Origin of the sequence: Parvularcula bermudensis HTCC2503 (assembly GCF_000152825.2) — a bacterium.
GTDB lineage: Bacteria > Pseudomonadota > Alphaproteobacteria > Caulobacterales > Parvularculaceae > Parvularcula > Parvularcula bermudensis.
The window spans coordinates 2,277,263-2,301,730 of record NC_014414.1 but is presented as its reverse complement, the minus strand read 5'-3'; the positions used below and the strand labels follow the sequence as shown (position 1 = coordinate 2,301,730).

At 60.6% G+C, this 24,468-nt stretch carries 12 protein-coding genes; 8 read left to right on the top strand and 4 right to left on the bottom strand.

Going from position 1 to position 24,468, the window contains the following annotated elements; all coding sequences use genetic code 11:
• Positions 1-20: 20 nt before the first annotated feature.
• On the bottom strand, positions 21-2,054 hold the full coding sequence (locus tag PB2503_RS10825; RefSeq protein WP_013301299.1) for an alpha/beta hydrolase family protein: 2,034 nt from the start codon (positions 2,052-2,054) through the stop codon (positions 21-23).
• 310 nt (positions 2,055-2,364) lie between these two features.
• On the opposite strand from PB2503_RS10825, the gene PB2503_RS14875 reads away from it, so the two are divergent.
• Together PB2503_RS14875 and PB2503_RS10820 are read left to right on the top strand one after the other, a co-directional pair.
• Entirely contained in the window at positions 2,365-3,264 is a 900-nt protein-coding gene (locus PB2503_RS14875; protein ID WP_169310307.1) for a TonB-dependent receptor plug domain-containing protein, read from the top strand.
• Positions 3,261-5,330, top strand: coding sequence for a TonB-dependent receptor (locus PB2503_RS10820; RefSeq protein ID WP_169310306.1), 2,070 nt, complete (start codon positions 3,261-3,263; stop codon positions 5,328-5,330). The genes PB2503_RS14875 and PB2503_RS10820 overlap by 4 nt, the downstream gene beginning before the upstream one ends.
• 60 nt (positions 5,331-5,390) lie before the next feature.
• Here PB2503_RS10820 and pbpC read toward each other — a convergent pair whose 3' ends face one another.
• Both pbpC and PB2503_RS10810 read right to left on the bottom strand, forming a co-directional pair.
• Positions 5,391-7,430 carry a penicillin-binding protein 1C gene (gene pbpC, locus PB2503_RS10815; RefSeq protein ID WP_013301298.1) on the bottom strand — a complete coding sequence of 680 codons (2,040 nt, stop codon included), beginning with the start codon at positions 7,428-7,430 and terminating at the stop codon, positions 5,391-5,393.
• A 26-nt stretch (positions 7,431-7,456) separates the two neighbouring features.
• Positions 7,457-12,316 carry an alpha-2-macroglobulin family protein gene (locus tag PB2503_RS10810; RefSeq protein ID WP_013301297.1) on the bottom strand — a complete coding sequence of 1,620 codons (4,860 nt, stop codon included), beginning with the start codon at positions 12,314-12,316 and terminating at the stop codon, positions 7,457-7,459.
• Between the two features lie 211 nt (positions 12,317-12,527).
• Here PB2503_RS10810 and PB2503_RS10805 point away from each other — a divergent pair, with 211 nt between their 5' ends.
• The 6 genes from PB2503_RS10805 (at position 12,528) to PB2503_RS10780 (ending at position 23,438) form a co-directional block, all read left to right on the top strand.
• A complete protein-coding gene (locus PB2503_RS10805) occupies positions 12,528-16,319 on the top strand; it encodes a hypothetical protein (RefSeq protein WP_148235264.1) in 3,792 nt (1,263 codons plus the stop codon).
• A gap of 78 nt (positions 16,320-16,397) precedes the next feature.
• Entirely contained in the window at positions 16,398-17,636 is a 1,239-nt protein-coding gene (locus PB2503_RS10800; protein WP_238525841.1) for a glycosyltransferase family 4 protein, read from the top strand.
• A 54-nt stretch (positions 17,637-17,690) separates the two neighbouring features.
• On the top strand, positions 17,691-18,548 hold the full coding sequence (locus PB2503_RS10795) for a polysaccharide biosynthesis/export family protein (RefSeq protein WP_083811064.1): 858 nt from the start codon (positions 17,691-17,693) through the stop codon (positions 18,546-18,548).
• A gap of 44 nt (positions 18,549-18,592) precedes the next feature.
• Entirely contained in the window at positions 18,593-20,854 is a 2,262-nt protein-coding gene (locus PB2503_RS10790) for a GumC family protein (protein ID WP_013301293.1), read from the top strand.
• Positions 20,851-22,005 carry a hypothetical protein gene (locus PB2503_RS10785; RefSeq protein WP_013301292.1) on the top strand — a complete coding sequence of 385 codons (1,155 nt, stop codon included), beginning with the start codon at positions 20,851-20,853 and terminating at the stop codon, positions 22,003-22,005. Before PB2503_RS10790 ends, PB2503_RS10785 begins: the two co-directional genes overlap by 4 nt.
• A 2-nt stretch (positions 22,006-22,007) precedes the next feature.
• Positions 22,008-23,438, top strand: coding sequence for an O-antigen ligase family protein (locus tag PB2503_RS10780; RefSeq protein WP_013301291.1), 1,431 nt, complete (start codon positions 22,008-22,010; stop codon positions 23,436-23,438).
• Positions 23,439-23,613: 175 nt separating this feature from the next.
• Here the strand turns inward: PB2503_RS10780 and PB2503_RS10775 are convergent, their stop codons facing one another.
• Entirely contained in the window at positions 23,614-24,369 is a 756-nt protein-coding gene (locus tag PB2503_RS10775; RefSeq protein ID WP_041534987.1) for a metallophosphoesterase, read from the bottom strand.
• Positions 24,370-24,468: the final 99 nt, after the last annotated feature.

Here is a 24,468-nt window from a genome sequence, read left to right as displayed (position 1 = left end):
ACGCCGGCGCTGACCCCGACTTATTGCGGTGGGGTCGGGGTCAGACCGCAAGTGGTCGAAAGGAACCGCTCAATGGCCTCAAGGGTGACCCGATGGTGACGTGGCCACCATGGCAGGCTGTGGGGCATGTCTTCAACGACAAGCAATTCTGCGTCGACCCGATCCTTCACGGCATTATAGAAATCTCGACCGTGGAATAGCGGTACCCGGACGTCCCGGTCGCCATGGTAGACGAGCACGGGAATATTCGCGTGCCGTGTATTCTCGGCTGGATCCATTCCATCCACTGTGCGCCCTTGAAGAGCCCGCTGCACCCGGTTCTCACTCCATGTATTGCTCAGTCGGTCAAGGTTAGAGACCCCTGCCCCGGCGATCGCACACTGGAAGGGGCCACCCTCCCGTACCGTCGCGGCCATGGCGGCGAACCCCCCATAGGAATAGCCGAAGATCGCCATCTGATCTCTGTCGGCGATGCCCTGGTCGACCAACCAGGCCGCGGCATCGTCCTTGTCGTCCTGCATTTTGAGACCCCACTCATTGTCGCCGGCGCGCCACAGGGAGCGTCCCCAATTATCCGACCCCCGATATTGTGGTTGCAGGACCGCATAGCCTCGACTGGCGAGGAATTGGGTCCATCCGGTGGCATCCCAATTCGCGTAATCCCGCGCCCATGGCCCCCCATGGGGCAACACGATTGCGGGTAAAGGCGCGTCCTCGCCAGGGGTGAAACCCTTTGGCAGCGTCAGTAACCCCGGGATGCGCAGGCCATCGCGCGCCGTGTAGTAAATGAGGCTGGTGGGGCGCAGAGCGTCACTGTCAATCCAAGGACGCTGAGCGCCAATGTCCTGTGTCGCTCGCTTATCGACCAGGATGTGATAGGCGGGCGGATAGGTTGAGCTCTCCGTTGTAAAGAGGATTTTGCTCAGGTCATCCGTGTAATCAACAATACCAATACCCCGGTCAGGATAGGCATTTTCCAGCCCACGGACAATGGCATCCCACTCCGGATCGATCCAATAGGTCGATGGGCTGGCACCGAGATAGCGGAACCCCAGCAATTCATTGAAGTTCGATTCTTTCTGCCCCAGGACGACGCCACTGGCGACGAAATTATCTAACGCGAATAGCGGTTCCGACTCGTATTCCCGCGCAACTGGATCGTAGAAATAAATGTCGGCCGTATTGGAAAATTGGTCTGTAGAGACGTAATAGTATCCCGTCTTTTCGTCCCGCCCGACAATCTGGATGGAGTGCCGATTGTCGGCTGTCCAAGTAAGCTTGTCGTGGACGTCGAAACTTCCTGTCTCATCGTCTCGGATCAATGTTTCGAAGGTATAGCCGCCATTCCCATCAGGACTCTGCCGAAATTTGGTCAGAAGCTCCCCTGTACGAGGGTTGAACAACCCTGCGGATTCCCTAGACGTTTCTTTGTAGATCAGTGTTTCACGACCTGTTACAAGGTTGACGCGATAATATTCCGTAATGAGCGTGTCTGTGTTGACCCTCTGGGCGATGACGTCGGTCGGGTCGAGGGGAAGGTCTTGATATAGACCCGCTTCGCCGGCGATCTCGAAGCAGCGTTCCGTGGCGTCACTATTACCAAGTCGGCGTGCCCCGGTGAACGGCTCCTCAAAATCGTCCATCGCCGTGTCGGTCATGTATAATTTGTTGAGGAATGTCGCCGTTGATCCAACGCGGCGCCCTTCGCCGCAACCTTGCAACGTGCCTGTCCAGGCCTGGGATGTAAGGAAAAACAACTTGTCGGCTTTAAGGGCCTGGGCAGCAATAAACCGTATACGATCATTTGGCGCGGTGAGTTTCGGCTCTCCCCCTTTTTCGAGGTCCCAAACGGCGAGGGCCAGTTTTTCGCCGTCATTGCCCGCTGGGGACACCAAGCCGACGAGATAGTCCCCTTCGGCCGACATGGAGAGGCTGGTCATCTCCGGCTCTCGGGAGAGCGCTTCAACGGGGATCGGCTCTGCCTGCCCCTGGGCGCCCCACACCGTCAGCCAGGCGGCGACACTGACCCACTTCGTCCGCCCCAATTTTCGCATAACGCCACATCTCCTAAAAATATCGTCTGTTGGGGAGACAATCTTACAGAAAAACCAGCGCGTCAATTCGACAGCCTGTGACATCGACGTGTATTTTGTTGCGCGTTTTCGCGTTCCGCGATAGGGGAAAATATGTATAAAAGACATATACATAACATATAATGTGACATAGCAATGACAAAAAAATCGACATTGCGTTACAAAAACCCTTGAAGAAATCTGCTCGACGTTGTCAGAATTGTTACGAACTCCTTAACGTCAAGTGACCGGTATTTTAAGAAGGCCACATCTTTAGATTGTGGGTGTGAATATGGTTGTAAAAAAGCATTGCGTGCGAACCTTGATGCTGGGGTCCGCCGTCTTCGCGCTCTCCAGCGTGCCGTCATTGGCGCAGGATCTCGTCGTTGAGGACGAGATCACCGAAAGCCCGGCGGAAGAAACGATTGAGGTAGAGATCGAGGAGACGACGTTCGACGATAGCGGAACGAATGACAAAATCGTCGTCACAGGGTCTCGCCTGCGCCGCGATGAATTTAGTTCTGCGGCTCCCATTCAGGTGATTACGGCCGAAGAGGCGACCCTTGAGGGATTGATCGACACAGCGTCGATCATTCAGGGGTCAAGTGTCGCATCGGGCTCGGTCCAGTTTAACAACCAATTCGGCGGTTTTGTTGTCGAAGGCGGGACGGGGATCAATTCGATTTCTCTTCGGGGTCTTGGCGCCCAGCGGAGTCTGGTTCTGTTGAACGGTCGTCGACCCGGCCCAGCCGGTGTTCGCGGTCAGGTGGGGTCGTTCGATTTGAACGTGATCCCCGATTCCGTAATCCAGCGGGTGGAGATTCTCAAAGACGGTGCTTCTTCTGTCTACGGATCGGATGCCGTTGCGGGGGTGGCCAATATCATCACGCTGACCTCCGTCGATCGACCGACCCTTACGGTGCAATATAACAAACCGTTTGAAGATGGCGGTGAAAGCTTTTCAATCGATGGGGCCTTTGGCCTGAACTATGATACTGGTAGCGTACTGTTTGCTGCGCAGTATGAGAAATTTCAGGATCTTTCCCTCGGCGATCGGGACTATCTGGCCTGCCCGCAGGATTTCTATTTCGACCCCGATACAGGGAAAGGCTTGATCGAGAAGATCGGTCCATCCTGGCCGGAACCGATCTTGGCGGCTGTTCCACCGGCAATGTCTATTTCAATACGGTGATCGACGCACTTGATCCGACAATTCGATACATTCCGGCACCGGACGGTATGACCGTCGGCCCGCTAGAAGGGTATCGTCCTCGCAATCCAGGCCGATATGATGATGGACCGGGGGCCCAGGCCTTTTATGAGAGCGTTTTGAACCACCCTGACGCTCTTGAGGCCGACGCGATCAATGCCCAAGAGCGGTTCAGCCTTTATTCGTTGTCGGATTTCGATATCGACATACTCGGTGGTGTGAATTGGCAATTTGAAGCGCTGTATACTGAGCGGGAGACGACAGCCGATGGCATTCGCCAGTTCTTCCCCTTGGTGGGCGGAGCCGAGGTCCAGTCAGTGTTTGGCGTCTATGGCTATGCTAATGATCCAGGGTACAGTAACCCTTTCTTCCTCTCCCAGCCGATTCTCATTTATCAGGCGAACAGTCAGGCGGAAGTGAAATATCTATCCGTATCCAGTGAGCTGAACGGTGAGTTCGGCGGCACGGGATATTTCTCGGATTGGGGGTGGACCGCGCTGACCACTTTCTCCCGATCGGATGGCAAATATGGGACGGATACGGCTATTTTTGCCGACCAGTCAGGGGATGTGCGGTTCGACGACGACGCGCCGCAATTCGATTATCAATCGGCTGAGATCTTGAGCGGCAATTATCCCGATAATTTCTACGATACCCTTGGCGGGCCGATTGTCGGCCGTACGACCTATGAACAGTTCGTCGCCAGTACCTATGTAACCGGTGATTTGTTCGCCCTTCCGGCAGGTGATGTGCTTCTCGCCCTCGGCGCCGAATATCGTGGCTTTTCGATCGATGATCAGCCGGACGAACAGGCCCAGGCAGGGAATTTGTGGGGCTCCTCTTCCGCCTTGGTCACGAAAGGCGAAGACAATGTCACCGAAATTTTCGCTGAGGCGGAATTCCCGCTCTTAAAAGGGGCCCCCCTCGTCGAGGAATTGACGTTCACCGCGTCCGGTCGAGCCTTCGACTACGAATCTTCCGGCAGCGGCGATGTCTATAAGGTCGCTCTCGATTGGCAAGTGGTGCCGGCCGTGCGGTTCCGCGGGACGAGAGGAACCTCATTCCGTGCTCCTGCGCTCTATGAGCTGTTCCTCGGGCAGCAAACCGGATTTTTGGATCAGGCCGACATTGACCCGTGTATTCTGTGGGAAGACAGTACCGATGATGACATTCGAGCAAACTGTGCGGCGGAGGGTATTCCCGGTGATTATGGCGGGGGAACGTCGTCCGCGACGATTATTTCGGGGGGCGGCGCTGGTTTCCTCGAACCGGAGACTTCGGACGCCTTGACCTTTGGGACGGTGATCACGCCGGAATTCTTCCCCGTCAGTCTCGCGCTCGATTACTTCGAAATCGAAGTGAACAATCAAATCGCGCAGCTTGGGGCGGGGACGATCCTCGGCGGCTGCTACGGTGGTGATAATTTCCCGAATGATTTCTGCGATCTCTTCACGCGGGGAACGGCAACAGAACCGCTGGCGGTGAATGAAGTCACAGACACATTCATCAACATCAACAGTCAGGTGACCCGCGGGCTCGATGCGACCTTAAGGTATGAACGGGATTTCGATTTCGGGACCTTGCTCGTCGATGCGCAGGCCACATGGACGTTCGAGGATACACTCGATCTCTTCGATACCGATAGTGAGTCTGGTTTTGCCACGGAGGATTTCAATCGGACCATCGGTGATCCCGACGTCGTCGGCGATGCGCAAGTCCGCTTTACCAGGGGTGACTATACTTTCTCTTGGTTCCTCGATTTCGTTGGCCACACGTCGAATGAAGTCTTCGATCCGGTGGACACCACCTATTTTGGGGCGCCGGCGCAGCGGATCGTCGAGACCGAAGCGGTTTGGTATCACGATGCATCGGTTCGGTGGACAGGCGATCTCCTCACGATCACGGGCGGGATCACCAATCTGTTTGGAGAGGAACCGCCGATCGTGTCAGACGGCGTGACCTTCCGCCGCGGCAATGTGCCGATCTTCGGGACCCAATATGACCTCCGCGGTCGTCAGGCGTTCATTCGTGTGACGAAAGAGTTCTAATCTCGCCGAAGAGCAACAAGACAGCGCAAAAGCGGGTTCTCAGGAGCCCGCTTTTTTTCGTTATAGCGGATCGTCGGCGGGGGCGGTCATGGTGCCGACGATCACCTGTACGGATGTTGTGGCTGTGCGCCCCGCATGGTCGATCACGGATAGTCGGTAAAAGCCCGGGCCGGCAGGGTGCCAGGACGCTCCACCGGGGTGATTGGTCAGGGGGACGCCATCGACATACCATGTGAGCGGCGCGCCTCCATTTGCCGTGAGGGTCAGGGACCGCTGGGCATGCTCAATCCACAAGGTGGCGCCGTCGGGCGGGAAGAGGATCTGGGGCGGGGCGGTCTCGTCCCTAAAACGGGTCGGCCCCGTCTCCTCAAGAGGCGTTGCGGACTTGGGCCCCGATTGGGCTTTGCCCAGATGGCGGTCCGCTGCATCGAAGAGATCGAACAAGATCGGCAACGCCGCCCGGCGCCCCGTCTCCCCTGGACGAGGCTGTCCGTCCGGTCGCCCGACCCAGACGACGATGACGCGCCCCAAGGACACCCCGACGGCCCACGCATCCCGAAACCCATAGGACGTTCCCGTCTTAAATGCGATTGGGGCGGTATCTGTGGTCAGGGATCGGGGGATCCTGCCCGCGGGGGAGGGGGCGGCGGCGAGAATATCAAGGAGGTGCGTCGCCGTTTCAGGCCGGAGAAGGGACAGGCCGCGCCGTGCAGTATTGGCACTGACCTCTTCGGGAGTAAAGGCGAGGGGCAGGGCGCGTCCTCCATCGCCGAGCGCCCCGTAGAGGACGGCGAGGTCCATCGCGCTCAGCCCCGCCCCGCCGAGGGTGACGGCGAGGCCGGCATCGAGGTGGGGTCCCCCCGGCAGTCGCGGGGAACTGCCGGCATAGGAAAGCGCCGCTAAAAATCGATTGCTCCCGATACGGTCCATGACGCGCACCGCAGGAACATTCAACGAATGCTGTAGGGCTTCGGCAATCGTCACATCCCCACGAAACCGTCGATCGAAATTGTCCGGCTGATAGCTTGCAAATCGAGCAGGGAGATCGGCGATAATTGTCTGCGGCCCCGCAATGCCGTCATCGAACGCAAGACCGTAGACGAACGGTTTGAGCGTCGACCCCGGAGAGCGGGACCGGTTCGTGAGGTCGATCCAGCCCCCGGCCCGGTCCCGGCTGACGGAGCCCACCAGAGCGCGAACGGCCCGTCCCTCAATATCCATGACCAGCGCTGCGGCCTGGACATCAGGCCCGGTCGTCTCAAGTGCCGCGGCGAGGTGGCGCTGGGCGGCCTTTTGAAGATCTGTATCAAATGTTGTGACCAAAGGAGTCTTGGCAACAGCCCGCCCCGAGACGAGGTCGCTGGCATGCCACGCCGAGGACGGGAAGGGGGAACGGGCGGTCGGGACGGGCACTTCGGCGGCCCCCGCCGCTTCGGCGCTTGTATAGACGCCGGCCGCGACCAGCTTGGCCAGGATCTGCGATCGGGCCCTCTGCGCCGCCTCGGCCTGGCGGTCTGGGCGCCTCGCTTCAGGTGCCTGGGGGAGGGCGATGAGAAGCGCCGTCTCCTCTGGGGCGAGGGTGCGGGGCGGCCGTCCGAAATAGGCGTAGCTGGCGGCTTCGACCCCTTCCAAATTGCCGCCATAGGGCGTCAAGGTGAGGTAAAGCGAGAGGATCTCCGCTTTGGACATTCTGGCTTCGATCTGCAGGGCCCTGACGGCCTCGATCAACTTCGATCCAAAGGTCCGCGGCCTTGGTCGAAGCAGCCTGACGGTCTGCATCGTGATGGTCGAGGCGCCAGAACGGATCTCCCCCTCCAACATCCATGTTGTTAGGGAGCGGAGGATCGCGGCGGCATCGACGCCCGGATGGTGATAAAATCGCTTGTCCTCAATGGTGATGACGGCGTCGATGAAACGGGGGTCGAGGCGGTCAAGGTCCGCTGGGAGACGCCAGCGTCCCTCTCTTACGGGAAACACCCTAAGGGGCGCGCCATGACGGTCCGCCACAACGGTCGACAGCTCCAAATCCGACAGGGGGGGAGGGAACAGCCTGTCAAAGGCGAGCACGAGCAAGACCGGCCCCACCAATAGGAGGCCCACTCTCCCTCCTTTACGGAGGAAATGGCTCAAGGGGCGGCCTCGATCGAGATCGTCCCAGACGCACTCCTGGCGAAAATATCAGGCCGATACATATCCTCTGCCACCGCCCCCGGTGCGGTGAAGTCGCCGGGCGTCACGGCCCGTACGAGATAGGCGAGATGGCGCGGCGTTTTCGATGACACCGTCAGGGCCGAGACGAACCGGTCATCGCGTTTCTCAGCGATATCGGGGCGGACAAGATCGGGGAGAAAGGCATATACCCCTTCCTTAAGACTGTCCTGGACATCGAGGACTGTCTCGATCTCGAACCCAGCCGGGAGCAAATCCTCCACGATATAGCTGGCCTCCGCCGCGCGTTCCGGGGTCAGGGTCAACAGGATGATCGCCCGTTGGCCTTGGGTGAAGGACGAGGCGTCAATCGAGGAGCCCGACTCAGTGTAAAGACGTTTTGTGAGGGATAGCCCGGAACCGACCGCCTGCGGAGGGGTCAGCGGCGCCCCCTCCACCAAGAGCGTACCGTATAGAAGGCCGTCTCCGGCATTGCGCACAATCGGGGCGTCGTCCAATTGTGACGCGGAAAGAGGGCTCGCCCCATCAAAGGGGCGGCCGTCAAGGGTTGCCGCGTCGGCCGCTTCGCCAGCCGTCGCCATGGCCCCCGCCGCCCTGATCAAGAAGGCTTTCTCCTGGGTCGTCAAATCGGCAGGGGGCGGGATATCCGTGGCCAGCAGATCGGCCATCTCTTCCGCCCTTTCGACCAGTCCGGCGTCGCTGGCCAGTGCCAATACGCCTGCCCGATCGCGCAAAGGGGTCTGATACCAGTCGCCTTGATTTCGATATCCGAGGGAGTCGTTGGCTGCGGTAAAGGCACTCATCGCCCGACCACGGTCACCGATCAGGTGGAGGCCGGCACCGAGATGAGCCTTCGCCAGAGGGCTTTCGATCTCGTCCAATATCTGATCGTGCATATAACGCAGGCGGGATCGATCGACGCTCCCCTGCATGGCGAGCACATAAAGGGCGTAGGCGGCGCTTCTATGCTGCAGGCGCTGAGGTGTGTCGTCGGTATATTTTGGCGGGGCGACCCCGACATCATACCCGCCGCCAGCGTAGAACCGTCCGTCAGCATAGGGCCGAAGGGCGTCAACGGCGCGGTTCAAGGCCATGTCCGGCACCTGATAGCCGGCTTTCTGCGCACGCCACAGAAACTCTGTGGCATAGGCGCCGATCCAGGGGGAGGCGTCTTGGTCGCCCACACGCCATAGGCCGAAGGCGCCATTGGCGCTTTGTCGCGCCAGTAAGGTCTCAATTGCGGTGCGAATATCGGCTGTCGCCCCCTCGGGGCGGTCGTCTTCCGTTCCGAGCACCGCAGCGTCAAGCAGAGGCATGGTCTGGCTGACAAGCTGCTCCGTACATTGATAGCGATAATGCCGCAAAGAACTGAACAGGGCGGCCGCATCGATCGGGGTCGCCGACACACTGATGTGAGCGCTCACCGAGGCGGTCTCAAGGCCCTCGTCTAGGCTGCTGTCAAGCGTAAGGCTTTCACCGGGCGTGAGGGTAAACCGCCGTATCCGCGTCTCGGGGAGAAAGGCGGACCTCACCTCGAGGGGGAAGCGGCTCCCATATCGGGCGCCATCGGGTCCCTGCATGTCCACGGAGAGATGACCGATCCCCGGCGCCGCCGCTTCCAACGTAAAGGGACGATCGGCGCGATCGCCGCGAGACAGTGTCACGGTGCCTGACGGGTTCGATATTGTCAGGGGGCCTTCGGTCTCAATGCGCGTGCCGTAAACCCCCTCGGCCCCGCTTATATTGTCAGCGCTCAGCGTGGCCACCGCCCTGTCCCCCGGCGCCAGAAAGCGGGGCAGGATCGCCTCAACGGGGACGTCATCGCGTACCGTCAGAGGGCGGGACCCCGCGCCGAGCCCCGTCTCCGACCAGACAATGGCCATCAGTCGAAGCTCACCATTGAAGTCCGGCAGGTCGAGAGAAATCCGTGCCCGTCCATCCGTCCCGATGTCGATAGGACCTGAGAAGAGGGCAACGGTCTTTGTGGGGACGACCGTCAATCCAGCGCCGCCGATTTGATCGCCGCCGGAGCGTAAAGCCGCGGCGCGCCCCTGATTAGGGTCCAGTAATCGTCCGTAATCATCTAACAGGTCGATCCCGAGCTGTTCCTTGCCATAGAAATGCGCCACGGGGTCGGGGGTTTCGAACTTCGTCAGTTGGAGAATCCCTTCGTCCACCGCCGCCACCGTCGCAAAGGCGCGCTCCCGTCGTGGGCCGCCCTGAAGTCTAAGGTCGATGGGGAGGGATTGATTGGGCGCCACACGATCGGGCGCGTCCAAGGCCACCTCATAGGTCCGCGCCGACATATCGGTGGCGACATAGCCCACCCCCACCGCCCGGCGCGGCAGCGGCTGATCCTGCCGATCCCGCGGCGTGTAAACGGTGGCCAGGACATAGGCGCCCCCGGCCCACCGCTCATCCGTCGGGAGGCTGATTTCGGCCCCCCCTTCGGGGACGTCCAATTGATAGGTGGCAAGGACTTTATCGGTGGCAACCGTAATTTCGGCGATTCCGGGATAGGGCGCGTCAAGGCCAACCTCGATCGTCTCGCCCGGCGTGGGAGGGTCATCGGGCAAAAGGAGACGCACTTGATCGGGCGCCTGATTATCCGGCCCCGTTCGTCCGCCATAGCCGACAAAGAAGGATTGCGCCGCCAGCGCCTCACCATCGTGCCGAACCGTCAGGGTGTAATCGCCCCAATCGAGAGCGGGTAACGAAAGAACCGTCTCGGTTTCTGCGTTGAGAGAGGTTTGGCCGGTCTCGATCGGGACCGAACGCTCCGTCCGGCGCCATTGCCAATCGCCGCCTTGCGGCTTGTACCAATCATAGTCGACATCGCGGCGGTCGAGTTGCCATTGCACCTGCGGCAGCGCCGTTTGCTGCCCCGTTCGGTCCACGGCGAGGAGGGACCAGGCAAAAGGCTCTTGCCTGGGAATGGTTCCTTCCTGGGCCGGCCGCATCCCCAGATAGACCGGGCGGGGACGGAAGGGGATGAAGAGGTCTTCCGCCACGGGGCGGCCACCGGGTTCGCTGGCTTCGACCACCGCCCGCAGCCTCAGGGGAAAGCTCGACTGCTCCGCCTCCGGGGCCGAAAGGGGGAGCTGCGCCACGCCCGTCTCATCCGCGGTCGTGGAGGGCAGGGGGAATTGTCGTTCCCTGAAGGTTTCGGTACTGACGCCAAACCGGAAATCGCTAAAGTCGGGAAAAGGACTGGGGTCCTTGACCAGCCGGGCGCGTCCCCCCACCGGCAACCCTGCGCCCGGCGCCCCGTATAAAAAGCGTATCTCCGCCGTGATGGGGCGGGTTTCGCCTTCGGTAAGGGGCGAGGACTGATCACTGTCGATGGTAAGGGCGATCCGCTGCGGCACGAAATCTTCAACGGCAAAGCGCGCGGCGGCCACTTGGCCGGCCCCGTCGAGCGTTGCGGTCAGGCGCCATTGGCCGCGGGCGGCCCGGTCGGGCAGAGCAAAAGCGGCGCTCAGCCCCCCTGCCTCCGCAAGATCCGAAAAGCGGCGATCTTCGACGACCATGCCGTTGGGTTGAACCAGTTGGAGGATCCCAGGACGCCCTTCGGCAGCCCGCGCCGCCGCCGTCCGCACAATGAGGGTTGAATAGACGGTCTCGCCCGGTCGATAAATCCCCCGATCAAGGGCGAGAAAGCCATCTAACCCGTTGGGCGGACGACGCCCTTCGATCGGGTTGTCGGACAAATCCACCGGCGATCGATTAAGATCAAGGGCCGCGAAATCCCCGTCCGGTCCGTAGGCCATCAGAAATCTTGGGGCATTCCCCGCCTGCCCCGCCAATAGGGGGGCCGCGAACTGAACCTGTCCGGCGTCATCGCTTGTTCGGGTCGCCAACCGTTCGTTCGACGCCGCGACGAGGGTGATCTCGACATCGGCTACGGGGCGTGCCGTATTGAGTGACCTGATCGTCGTGGTCAGACCCTCCCCGCTACGATAGGCGGTAAAGGCGAGGTCGGTGACAAGGAGCCAGCGGGCCGCCCGGCTGGGGCGGTCGACATCGCGATCAATGGCTTCGGCGTCGGCCAGGCGGACGAAATACGCCCCGGGCTCCAGTTCACCGATCGCCTCGGCGATGGGGAAAACCGTGATCGCTTCGGCGTTTCGATCGGCATCGATCTCGACCCGCCCCGAATATATGGGGATCGCTCGGTCGCCGGGGTCATTCGGGGCGTAGCCATATGCCCCTTCATTGGCGCGAAACCCGGCGCCCAATGACTGAAAAACGAGGGCGCGGTCGGTCACCCGCTCGATCACCACCTCGACCTTATCGACATTGACCGTCCGCAGCGCCAACCCATCGGCATCGATTCGGGGAAGGATCATGCCGTCCCCTGCAAAATCGACCAGGGGAGGGCGATCCTCGAAACTGAGGGTCACTTGGGTGTCGGCGGCGAGTTCGCGCCCCGCCGCGCCGGGCAAGCCTCTCCGGAGGGTGAGGGGGGTCTCCTCGCCATAGCGCAAGCCCCCAAGGCAAAGGCGCTGCCCCTCCACCTTGAGAGCCACATTGAGGTCAAGGTCGAGATAAGGTTGATAATCTGCCTGCGGATCGAGGGGGTGGGAGAAGATCAGGCATATTTCCGGCACGGGACTATCTAGGCTGACGGTTGACCGCAGCAGGGCGAAGGTGTCGTCCGCAGAGGCCGGGTCTGCGTCGCTGCGCGGCGGCTCTGGCCTTTGCTCTTCGGTCAGATCCGTCGTCGTCGTTGGCGGCGGCGGCCCCTTACGGTCGTCGCAACCGAGAACGAGGAGGCTCACCAGCAGAAAAATGAGGCCCGTCGACCGAATAGACATACGCCCTCCTATCCCCCGTCATGTCACACGTCATCCTGCCGCCGCCGGAGCGCAATGAGCGCCCGAACGCGACAATGATCTCTCTCCCTCCTGCATCGACTTTGCGGCGAAGGCGAGGCCAAGGGGTGAAAATGGGTTGGCGGGGCCGGGCGAGGGTCTTGGAAAAGATCGGCCTTTCTGTCAGTGTGTCTACAACCTTGGGGAGGGGATAATGCAGGCAATGAGAACCTGCGCAGCATGGCTCGCAAGACTAAGTGGCCTGGTTTTGGCGGGCGGGTCGGCACTGGCAGCGCCGCAAATGGTACCGGTGGTCTCTCCGGGGGTCGATCCCGCCGGCGTTTGGCTCGGTGAGGATGTGACCGTGACCTGTCAGGTCCGCGATAGCGGGACCAGGCTCTTCCAACTCCCCAATAGCGGCCGGGCCCGTGATCTCGACATGACGATTAGTCTCTCGGCGGGGGATCCGGCGGGCTATCAGGGCACCCTTTCGGCAGAACGCGCCGAAGTCGAATTCGTCCGCCAGGGAAGCTTCTCCTTCACCTGTTCGGCTGGCAATGCGGCGCTGGCGGCGGCCAACGGCGTGTCGGCGGCCACAACGACACTGGACACCCGTCCGAATGCGCGCATCGTGACCGTCTTACAGGGCGGGCTCAGCGAGACCGAGGCGGAACTCTATTACCCCTCCACCCTCAGATGCGGGATCGTCGACGAAGATGGTCCCCGTCTTACCCTTCCCGGCGGGGGCGCGATCGCCGATCTCGGTCTTGAAGTGGTGCAGATCTCCGGTCCGGCGGCGGGCTTTACCGGCCCGTTACCCGCCTCCCCCAGCCAGGGGCATTTTCGTGAAGCCGGATCGTATGTTTTCCGCTGCCGCCCCCAGAACCAGGCCCTTGCGGACGCAAAATTCCTCGACCCCGATCCCTCCCTGGCCGTCACGACCGTGCCAACGCTGTCGGTGGTCCTCGATATCAATGACCAAGGGAACGATCACGAATATGTTCTCGGTGAGCGAGTCTCAGCGGCGTGCACCGTGATGCGTGACGCCCGCCAAGTGCAGACCCTGCCCGATGGCGAGCCGGTGTCGGATTTGCAGATGACATTGAGCGTCGATCGGTCTCCCGATGATTATTTGACGCTTTCCGCCCTCGGGGGGCGGTCGCGCGGCGCCCTTGACCGGCAGGGGATCCACCTTTTGAGCTGCACCCCCGGTAATGCGGCGTTGGCCGCGAAATACGGGCTTGCGGCGGATCGCTATAGCTTTGTCGTCCGGACACCGGACTTCGCCACCACCCAGGCGATCATGACGGATGCCGTAACGGGGGAGGAGACGACCCGCATCGGGGTCGGGCAACCTTTTGCCGTTTCGGCAAAGGCGCTCGCCGCGGCGGATCAAGGCAATGGCGCCGTGGTCGAGGCGCAGAGCGTTACGTTCTCGGTGCTGTCGAACCATTATGCCTGCGGCGACACCGTCCCGCGTGACGACAGAACGACCTTCGACATCGAAAAGGGGGAGCGGACTGAGTGGACCCGGCGCCATGGCGTGGTTCAGACCTTCCTTCCCACCAAAACCGGCCCGTACACGGTCGATGTGCGCCAGGCGCGACCGACCGGCCAGGTGGTGTGTGACCGGATCCAGCTTACCGTTGTCGATGTCGAGCAGACCGCCTCGCCTGAACTGGCCAAGCAGCCGCGGATCATCATTTCAGGGCCCAGGGCGGGACAGACCGATCTTGATGTCGTCTCCCCCGATAATCCGCCCGCCATTGTGAATGTGACGGGCATCATCCGCGATGCGACCCGGCCTATCGCCAAGGTTCTGGTCTCGAATGGCTTTGTCGGTACCATTACGGATCGGCGGACGGGGGAGACACGGAATGCCGTCGAGGCGGATCTGCGTCGACCCAGCAACCCGAATAACGACCCCATGGGCGAGCACGATGTCACTTTCGTTGCGCCGATGGTCTACACCCCAGGCCTCAACCTGATCAGAGTGACGGTGATCGATGAGGCGGGATATCAATGGGCCGAATATCGCCCTGCCGTCCTCGGTGTCGATTACAAGCCGATCTATTCGGCAGCCGACGACGTGCCCGCGCCGGACGGCGCGAGCCCGCTTCATTTATGGCTCAATAATGCGTTGTTCCTCAACAGCACGCCCGAAATCGACTCCCTTGCCGACATGACCCAGTTCGTCAGTGATGTGCTCGCGGAAAAGGGCGGTGTCCTCGAGGCGATCACGTTCAAGGACGAAATCGACAGTGGCAATTGGTTCGTGCCGAATACGAATGTCTCGATCACCTTGACCCCCGAACAGCCACGATTTGAGGTCTTGCCCTTCGACGGTGAGCGGTTGGCGATCCACATCACGCTGCCCTTCGATTTCAAGGCGACGGGCGATAAGGGGTGGCTTGGCGGCGATACCGTCCGGGCTGCCGGCAATATCCGAGCGGTGCTGCCCTTCGGCTTCACGGCCGACGAGGTCTTGGGGATCGTCTTCATCCCCGATGATTTCGATGTCGCCCCCGCGATCGGCTTTTCGTCCAATGTCGAGGCCTCGAAGGCCCGTAAAATGCGGGAGACGATCAAGGACGGCGTCCTCGATGTCCTTCGGTCGTCCTTCGCTGACGCCGACACCTGTCAGCCCGCGCGATGCACCGAGGCGGATACGCTGTTTGACGCGGGCGGCAATGATGTCGGCATGCTCCTCAGCACAGAGACGGGATTTACCGCCGGCAGTAGCTTCGAAAACCCCCTCGCTGCAGGGATGATCGACCTCGATGCCGGCGTGAACATCGACCGTATGGTGATGGCTTTCGGCGATTTGCGCTTTGACATGTCGCCGATTTTCACCCTTGGGCTCCAGCAATTTATGACCTTGCGAAGGGCGGTCTTGGCGGACGATTCGGTTGTGCTCAAACTGCCGCCCGAGACGGCGCGGGAAGTCTTGCGTCAACGTGACACTGAAGGTTTTCGGCGGGTGGAGGAGATCGACCTGCCCAACACGCTCGCTGATCGCCTCGCGGATCTCATTACCACTTCGCCGGAGGAGGCACCGGCACGGCCGCGGGCCGAGAAGCTGCCCTCGGTCCCGCGGGAGAATATGCGGCTGACCGATCAGGCGGTGTCGCCAGGGCTTCGCGATTCCGCCATTGGGATCGCTCCCCCCCGGCTCAGGAGCCGTCAGTTGGATATCCAGGGGGCGCTGCATATCGACGTCATCAATCAGGCCCTGGCGCAAATGTGGAAGGCGAATTTTCTCGATTTCACGCTTCCTCTGGGGGAAATGGTGTCTGCGGAGGACCTCGACCTCTCCAATGAACAGGCCGCCGCGTTCATCGATGATCTGCTGGCCAATGGGAAGGTCTCGGTCAGCTTCACCGTGCCGCCCCGCATCGCGGCCTATAGCGGTGTCGAAGCGCCCTATCTCGAACTGGGGGGCATCCGTTTCGCGATCGATTTTCTCGAAGACTATGACAGCTATCTGATCTTCGAGACCTCGATCGTCAGCCGCCTGCGCCTGAACGCCTTCACGAAGAGCTTCAACTTCATGCTGCAATCGCCCCTGCGGTGTAGCGAGGAAGAAATGGACCGGCTCGATTCATGCGGGGGACGGATCGGTTTCAGCCTGGTGGCCCAGCGCGGGTTTGACGATCTGATGCCGGTGCCGACGTCAAATGTGCCGGCGGCCCTCCAGCGGCGTCTCATCAATGTTCTGTTGGGCACCACGGACCGATATGGGCGCCCAATCAATCAGGCCGGTCTTGAGGCGCGATATGAGCCGCTTTTTGTCGATGTGCTGGCCGATGCCTTGTTCGATGACGACTTCTCCTTCCCCCTTCCGCCGGTGGAAATCCCGCCGCTCAGCCTTGGCGACGATGTCATTGCGACGGATGAACTCGTCCCCCTGACCATGACGGATTTCGAATTCGGTCCGAATGCAAAGGGCGGCGGGTTCGCCGATGGCTGGATCCAGTTTGGCTTTAATCTCGACCCCGCGGAATAGCCTCTCGCTTCCCTTCCGCGCCTAAGTCCCATAGAGACCCGATTTGTCGTTTTGAGAAAGTCGGGTCTCTTGCGTATCGTGGCCGTCAATCGTTTTTTCTGGCCGGACCATTCAGCGACCAGCCAGTTGCTGACGGACCTGGCTGAGCGACTGGCCACATCATCGGCCCCATTATCGGCCCCATTATCGGCGGAGACGGTGACGATTGTCACCAGCCGGATGCTATACGATGACCCCCAAAGGCGCCTCGCGGCGCAGGAGAACCATCGCGGCATTCGGATTATCCGGGTCTGGAGCAGCCGGTTCGGCCGTGACTTCGCCCCGGCGCGGGCCATCGACTATCTGACGTTTTATCTGTCGGCGACCCTCGCCCTGATGCGTGAAGTTACCCGCGGCGATCTTCTTCTGGCGAAGACCGATCCCCCGCTGATCTCGGTGGCGGCGGCCTTTGTCGCTGCGGTCAAAGGGGCGAAATTGGTCAATTGGTGCCAGGATCTCTTCCCCGAGGTTGCGGGCATGCTCGACCATAATTGGGCGAATGGTCCCCTTGGCCGGGGGCTGCGGATGCTGCGCAATTGGTCGTTGCGCCGGGCGACGGTGAATGTCGCCCTCAGCGATAAAATGGCCGAGCGTCTTCAGGCAGAGGGTGTGCCTTCTGAAAAAATCGAGGTCGTGCCGAATTGGTGCGACGAGGCCATCAGGCCCGTCTCCCGCGAGGAGAATTCGCTGATTGCCGGATGGGATCTCACGGAGCGGCGGGTCATCGGCTATTCGGGCAATCTCGGGCGTGCCCATATTGCCGAGGCGGTGGCCGATCTGGTCCGGCGCACCGCCGATCTGGAGCGCCTGACCTGGCTCTTCATCGGCGGCGGCAAGGGATTGGAGACGGTTAAGGCCGCCACAGCCGATCTGCCAGAAGGCACGGTACATTATCGCCCCTACCAACCCCTCGATCGCCTCAGCGAAAGCCTGTCTGTCCCTGATCTCCACCTCGTCAGTTTGGCGCCGGGATGCGAGGGACTGATCATGCCCTCTAAGGTCTATGGCGTGATCGCCGTTGGACGCCCGATCCTTTTTCTTGGCAGTCCGGACGGGGCCGTTGCGGAACTCATCGACCGCTATGGGAACGGCGCCGTCCTCGACCTCGCGGCCCCCGAGGAGTGGCGGCAGAAAGTCGAGACATGGCTCCTCTCACCACCGACCCCCTTGCCGCTGGGGACCCCCGATCCGGCCCTTGGTCGTGCTGGTCTCGATAGCTGGATCGCGCTGCTTCACGACATTCACATGGGAGCGTCACGGAGAGCGTCCAAAGTTTAATCCAAGAGGATCGGGGCGGGACGGGGGAGGGCGCTAGGATCGTCTTGAGCGGGAATGCTCTCCCCTCTAGGCTGGTTCGAGGCTGAATGGGAACGTAGCGTCTTGATCGAGTGTCATTTCCGCCCCTTCGCAGGCGCAAAGCGGGCCATTGCAATGAACCGGGCAGCGCCCTATCCCAACGGGCACAGAAATGGTTGTTACATGAAATACGTGCCTTCGCTGTTTGACCGGGCGACACTCCTCCCCCTTCTTTCCCTTGCGGTGATCCTCATCTTGCAGGGCTGCGCCTCGAGCGCGGCAGACTATGACAGTGAGTTCACGGCCGGGACGGCGCCCACCAGGCTTGAGAGCCTCGACACCTCGTATTTCGAGTTGGCCCCCGCCGACCGCTTGGACATTACGGTTTTCGGGGTTCGTGACCTTTCCGGCGAGTATCAGGTTAATTTTGACGGCACGATTAAATTCCCGCTGATCGGCACGATCGATGCCAGTGAGAAGACCTCCTCCGAGCTGGCATCGACGATCGAGGATGCGCTGCGGGGGCGCTATCTGACCGATCCCCAGGTCAGCGTGACGATGATCGAGAGTTTGGGGCGGCGGATAACGGTGGACGGCTCGGTCGAACGGCCCGGCATTTATCCGATCATCGGGCGTACAACCTTGCTTCAAGCCGTGGCCCTGGCCGGCGGCCCCTCCGATGGGGCCAACCCTAAAAAAGTGCTGATCTTCAGGGAGATCGACGGCCGACGGGCGGGGGCGGCCTTCAATCTCAATGAGATACGGAGTGGTGAGGCCGAAGACCCAAGGGTCTATGGCAGCGACGTTATTGTGATGGACGGATCGGAGGCACGCGCCCGCTATGGCGACCTTGTGCGCGCCGCCCCCATTCTTGGTCTGTTCCGTTTCTTCTAATTAGCGCATAGTGCGCTGCAAACGAATTTAGGGTCGACACACACATGACCGGACAGCCGCCGACACCTCCCCGCCGTGATAACCTCACCTATTTTCCCGCGCCGCAGGAAAATGCCCTGGTGGAGAGCGAGGAGGTTTTTGACCAAACCGAGTCCAGCATCGCCAACAATTTTTGGCAGATGGTGCGGATCGTCCTGTCCTTCAAATGGCTGATCCTCGCGATCACCCTCCTTGGCAGCGGTATCTCTGCAGTGATGGTGCTGAATGCCACCCCTCTTTACAGGACCGAAGCCACGATTGAGGTCCAAAAGCAGGAGACCCAAATTATTGAGGGGTCGAATGTCGACCCGGTCACGATCGCCGATGCGGAATTCATGGCGACACAGTTCGAGCTCCTGAAATCACGGAGTTTGGCTGAGCGCGTCGTTGAAACCCTGGGGCTGCTCAACGACCCCCGCTACGCCGATCAGTCCCTCGACCGGGAAGCTCGGCTCAATGCCGCCACTTCGAAAGTGCGGCGCAATCTTGCCGTGGCGCCTTCCGGTCGGAGCCGGGTCATGCGGGTCATTTATACGAGCCCAGATCCGCGAGAAGCCGCCCGCATCGCCAACGCCGTGACCGATAATTTTATTCAGCAGAGCCTCGATCGGAAATACGCCACCACCGCCTATGCGCGTCGCTTCCTGCGGGAGAGAATCGCGGCGACCAAGGTCGCTCTCGAAGAGTCGGAACGCGAATTGGTGGAATATGCGCGGGCCCAGAATATCCTCCAGCTCGAATCCGGCGAGCGACGGAACGTCAATCTCGACTCCGACTCGATTGTTGCTCTCAACACCGCGCTGAACGAAGCCGAGGCGGCCAGGATCGAAGCTGAACAGCGCTATCTTGAGGCGCAAAGCAATCCCCAGGCGCTGTCCTTCTCGGAGAGTGAGGATCTCAGTCGGATTCGAGAGCTACGCTCCGAACTCGTGAGTGAATATGAGTCTCGACGGGGGGCCTTTGGGGCTGATTTCCCGTCAATGCGCCAATTGCAAAGCCGCATCGAGAATATCGATGAGCAGATTGCCCGGGAGCGGCAGGGGATCTTGGCCGCGCTGCAGGGCGAATATCGAGCACTGGTCGGCAAGGAAGCGGCTCTCCGCACTCGGATCGAAGAGTTGAAGTCGGATGTTCAGGATCTCCGCGATCGGCAAATCAACTATCAGATCCTCCAGCGGGAGGTTGATACCAACCGCGCGCAATATGAGGCGCTGCTTCAACGTCTGAAAGAAGTGGGCGTGATCGCTGGGGTCGGGTCGAGCCAGTTGTCGATCGTCGATCAAGCTGAGCCGCCGAAATATCCCTTCGAACCCAATATCAAACGCCGCTTGGCCGTGGGGATGTTCTTTAGCTTGGGCTTCGGCGTGGGGCTGGCCTTTGTCCTTAATTATATCGACGACACCATCAAATCCCCGGAGGATGTCAAGAACAAGCTCGGGACCGTGACCATCGGGGTCATCCCCAAGCAGAAGGATGGCGAGCGATCCATCGTCGCGTCCCTGTCGGACCCGCGGTCGCCGATATGCGAGGCTTTCTTTTCGGCGCGGACAGCGCTCGAATTTTCGTCGTCGTCGGGAATGCCCTCGACCCTTTTGTTCACAAGTACCCGTCCCGCAGAAGGGAAATCGAGTTGTACGATTTCCATGGCGACCGTTCTGGCTCGCACCGGTCGTCGGGTGCTGATCATCGATGCCGATATGCGGAAGCCTTCCTTCGAAACCGGGACGACGGAGTCGATCGGCCTTTCCGGTCTGTTGACGCAAAACCGAGCGCTGATCGACGAGGTCGTGCCCTCCGAAAATCCCGGATTGTCGCTGTTGCCCTCGGGAACCGTCCCCCCCAACCCTGCAGAATTGCTGTCTTCCGGTCGCTTCCCGGAAATTTTGCGAGAAGCTCAACAGCATTTCGATATCGTGTTGGTCGACTCACCTCCGGTGCTTAGCTTTGCCGATGCGCCAATCCTTGCCGCTTCGTGCGATGCCACTCTCGTCGTGGTCGAAGCCGGCGGCGTACGCCGTCCGTCGATCCAGCATACGATCAACAGGCTGCTCGAAAGTAAGGCAAATTTGATTGGGGTTGTGCTGACGAAATTCGATGCCGATCAAGGCGGACAGCAATATGGCTATTATCAATATGCCTATGGCAAGGCCGCCGAGGAATATTCCGAGCAACAGCTCAGCGCCCGGGCCCGCGATCGCCGCCGTATCAAGGTCTTTGCCAGTGCGGATGATCACGATGGGGCGCCACGACAGGATCGCGCTTCGTGACATCCGTTAGCGGATCGAAACTGGTAAAGACGTTCTTGCTGGCGGGGGTTGCGACCCTTATCGCCACCCGGGCGGTGCTGGATGTGCCTTACGGGGTCACCCAAAACGGGCAGCCGGTCGACGTTGCCGCGTTAAAATCGCTTCTTGAGAAGAGCCTCGACGAAAATCGGATCGAGACCAGTCTGACGGTTGAGGAGGCCCGTCCAGCGCTTGAGGCGGCGCTGGCGGCTGCCCCGCTTGACGGGACCCCTCTCTTTTTGGCCGCTCTGTTGAACGATGATCCCGCCCATCCCGCTGTGGCGGAGGCCTTAAGGCGTAATCAGCGCTATGTTCTTGCCCGTCGATTGAAGACCCAGGCGCTGGTGGAGCGCGGTGATGTCGCCGAGGCGATGACGCAATTGGGTGTTCTTGCGCGGCTCGATGATGACAACCGCCAGCGCTATGTGTCGATCATGGCCGCGCTGGAAACCGCCCCCGGGGGCCGCGAGGCGATTGTCGACTATGTCCGTAACGGCGGCCAGATTGCCGATCACCTGGTCATGGCCCTCAATCGCGAAAGCCGTGACCTCAATTTTCTTTTCGATGTAAACCGGGCGGCCGATACTGTTCAGCCTTCATTCTATGATCGGCTACAACAGGAGAACGCCTTTGATTTGGCGTTGGTGGCCGCCATGACCTTCGAGGAGGAGGGGCTTGCGGGACGGACCTGGCCGCTAGACCCCAACCTTACGGGGAAAGAGGGGGAGGGGCTTTTTTCGTGGCGTCTTCATTCTCTGCAGGCGGAGTTTTTGGATAGCGGCGGTGTGCATATCACGCATTTAGGAGATGACCGTGTGCTGTTTGCCCGGCAGGTCATGCCCTTGGGCCCCGGTACCTATCGCCTCGAAATTGACGGACAGGGTCAAGTGCCCCTCGGCGGTGGCGGCATTGCCTTCCGCCTTTCCTGTCTGCCGAACCGATCGGAGATGATGACCACGACGCTTGAGGACGCGGTCAATGGGGAAAGACGGCGGCTGACCTTCACCGTGCCGCCGCGGGATTGTGGGTATCAGGCGCTGGACATCATCGGTCGGGCGCAGGAATATTCGCAAATCGTCCGATATCACCTTACCGGGGTGCGCATTAACGCCATCCCTCAGGCTGCGGGGTAGCTATGGCCAGTTTGGTCACACGTATCAGGCGGCAAGCGCTGCATGAGGCGATCCCGTTCGCTCTGCCCTTGGGGCTGTGTGTGGCCTTCCTGATCACCGGGGCCTCGGGAAATGCCCTGGTCAATCTCGCCCTGCAACTTCTCGCCGTCGCGCTTCTGTTGGTCTGCGTCTGGTCACGTCGCTTACGGCCCTTGCCTGAGGTCAGCCGGTATTTCTCTGTCCTGGCGGTCCTTTTCGTAGGTCTTGTCGCGCTCCAATTACTGCCCTTGCCCGCGTCGATCAGGCGGGGTTTGCCGGGCGGACAGGAGGTGGCGAACGCGTTTCAATTGATCGGGGCGGAGATGGGCCTGACACCGATCAGTTTGACCCCAACGGAGAGCTTTGCGGCCATTACGATGCTGCTGATCCCGCTGGGGCTCTTGGTGTTCTCCAGCAAATTGGCCTGGTCTGCCCTGACGAAGCGGCTCGTCCCCGTGCTGGCCGGGGTGGGGCTCCTCTCCTTTGCACTGGGAATCGCCCAAGTGGGTGCGCCGGGAAGCGGCTTCTATTTCTACGAGAATACAAATGTGGGATTGCCTGTCGGCTTTTTCGCCAATGCCAACCATCAGGCGTGCTTCCTCGCAATGGTCATCCCCTTTTGCTTTGTGGGGGCACGGAGAGCGCAAGGGAATGTCCCTCTCCGCCGACGGGTCGAGGCCCTTGCCGGGGTCTATGTGGTGGCGGCGCTCGTCCTATGCTTTGGGATCGTCTTCACAGGGTCCTTTGCCGGATTTGGGTTGATGGCCATTGCCGTGACCGCGGGGGTTCTCATCTTTCAACCTGACTTGCTGCGTCGCCGACTATTTCTCATCGCGGCCCCTGTGGCGGCCGGGATAACTCTCACGGTGTTGATGGTCACATCGGACGATCTTCTCTCATTGATCGGAGGGGGGGAGGATGGCCGGTCTCTCAATCGGGGAGATATTTGGGCGACGACTTTTCGTATGATTGGGGACTATTGGTTGACCGGTTCGGGGCTGGGCAGTTTTCCGGACATTTATCGTCTCTACGAGGATCCTGAGGTTCTCACCAATACTTACGTCAATCATGCCCATAATGATTATCTCGAATTCTGGGTGGAGACAGGGGTGGCGGGTCTTCTTCTCCTGGGGCTGGCTTTGGCAGCTCTTGTCAATCTGACCCTGTTTGCCTGGCAACGGCCGATCATTCAGCCGGGTACGGCGATGAAACGGGCGGCGGTCGTCGCTCTTTGGTTGCCCGTGCTGCACAGTCTTGTCGATTATCCCCTCCGCACCCCGGCCATCGCCCTCTTTGCGTCACTGTGTATCGCCGTTATTGTTGCCAACCCTGCCAAGACTACACGGTCGGCCGTTCGTCGACCGCAGAGCGAGACGCCCGCGGCGGACGCGATGAGCCAGACCGTAGAGATCTAGCGGACGCTACTGACCCTTAGGCGCAGGCCGAATCCCACTTTCATGGGCACGCTGAGGCAGGCTGGAGCCTTTGCACGTGCCGTGGGACCGGCTCACGTCAAGAAAGTGTGGAAAAACAAAGGTTTAGAGACGGTATTCGGCGCCGATAGATCGACACGGCTCTAGCGGCGGCCGCTCAATTGGTGCTGAGAAATTCGCGCTCATCTTCTTCAAGCCGCACTGCGGTCAGGCGTCCGGTGCGATAGGCGCCGGTATCGAGTCCGATACGGTTGGGTTTGTCCACAACTTCGTCGGTAATCGTATGGCCATGGACGACCACAGCGCCGAAATAATCCGTAGACGACAAGAAGGGTTCGCGTATCCACCGTAGATCGCGGCCGGTCTGCTCTTCTAATGAGCGCTCCGGGTTGATGCCGGCATGGACAAGAAGATAGTCGCCGAAGCGGACCCGTTCGACGCCAGAGCTCAAAAACCCGATATGGTCTGGGGGCATCGCGTCGCTGATGAGCTGGGCAATCTTCGGGGGCTCGAGGCCGATTAAATCAAATCCATCAAGGCCATAACTTTCGCAGAAGGCATAGCCGCCATGGCGCAGCCAGTCGGGCAGCACCGTGGGATCGTCCTTCAGGCCTCGCAGCAACATTTCCTCATGATTGCCGGCGATCAGCAGCTTCTTTCCCAGGGGCAGACTGAAACGCATGAAGGTTTCGATCACCCGGCGGCTATCCGGTCCACGGTCGATCAGATCCCCAAGCGATACGACAAAGACGGGTTTTTCCGGTCTGGCTTCGTGATCTTCGAGGATCATGGCGAGAAGGGTATCGAATTCCTCAGCGCAGCCATGGACATCCCCGATGGCATAAAGCCGCTTCCCCGGCGCTCCCGAAATCGGAGGGCGGGCGGACCGGTGGCGCTTTTTGAAGAAACCCATGCCCTTCATTTAGGGGCTCTCAGACAATGTGGGAAGGCGCCCAATCGCGTTCTGGGAGGGGGGGCGCCGCCTTTCGGCCTCAATACCGATGCTCCGCCC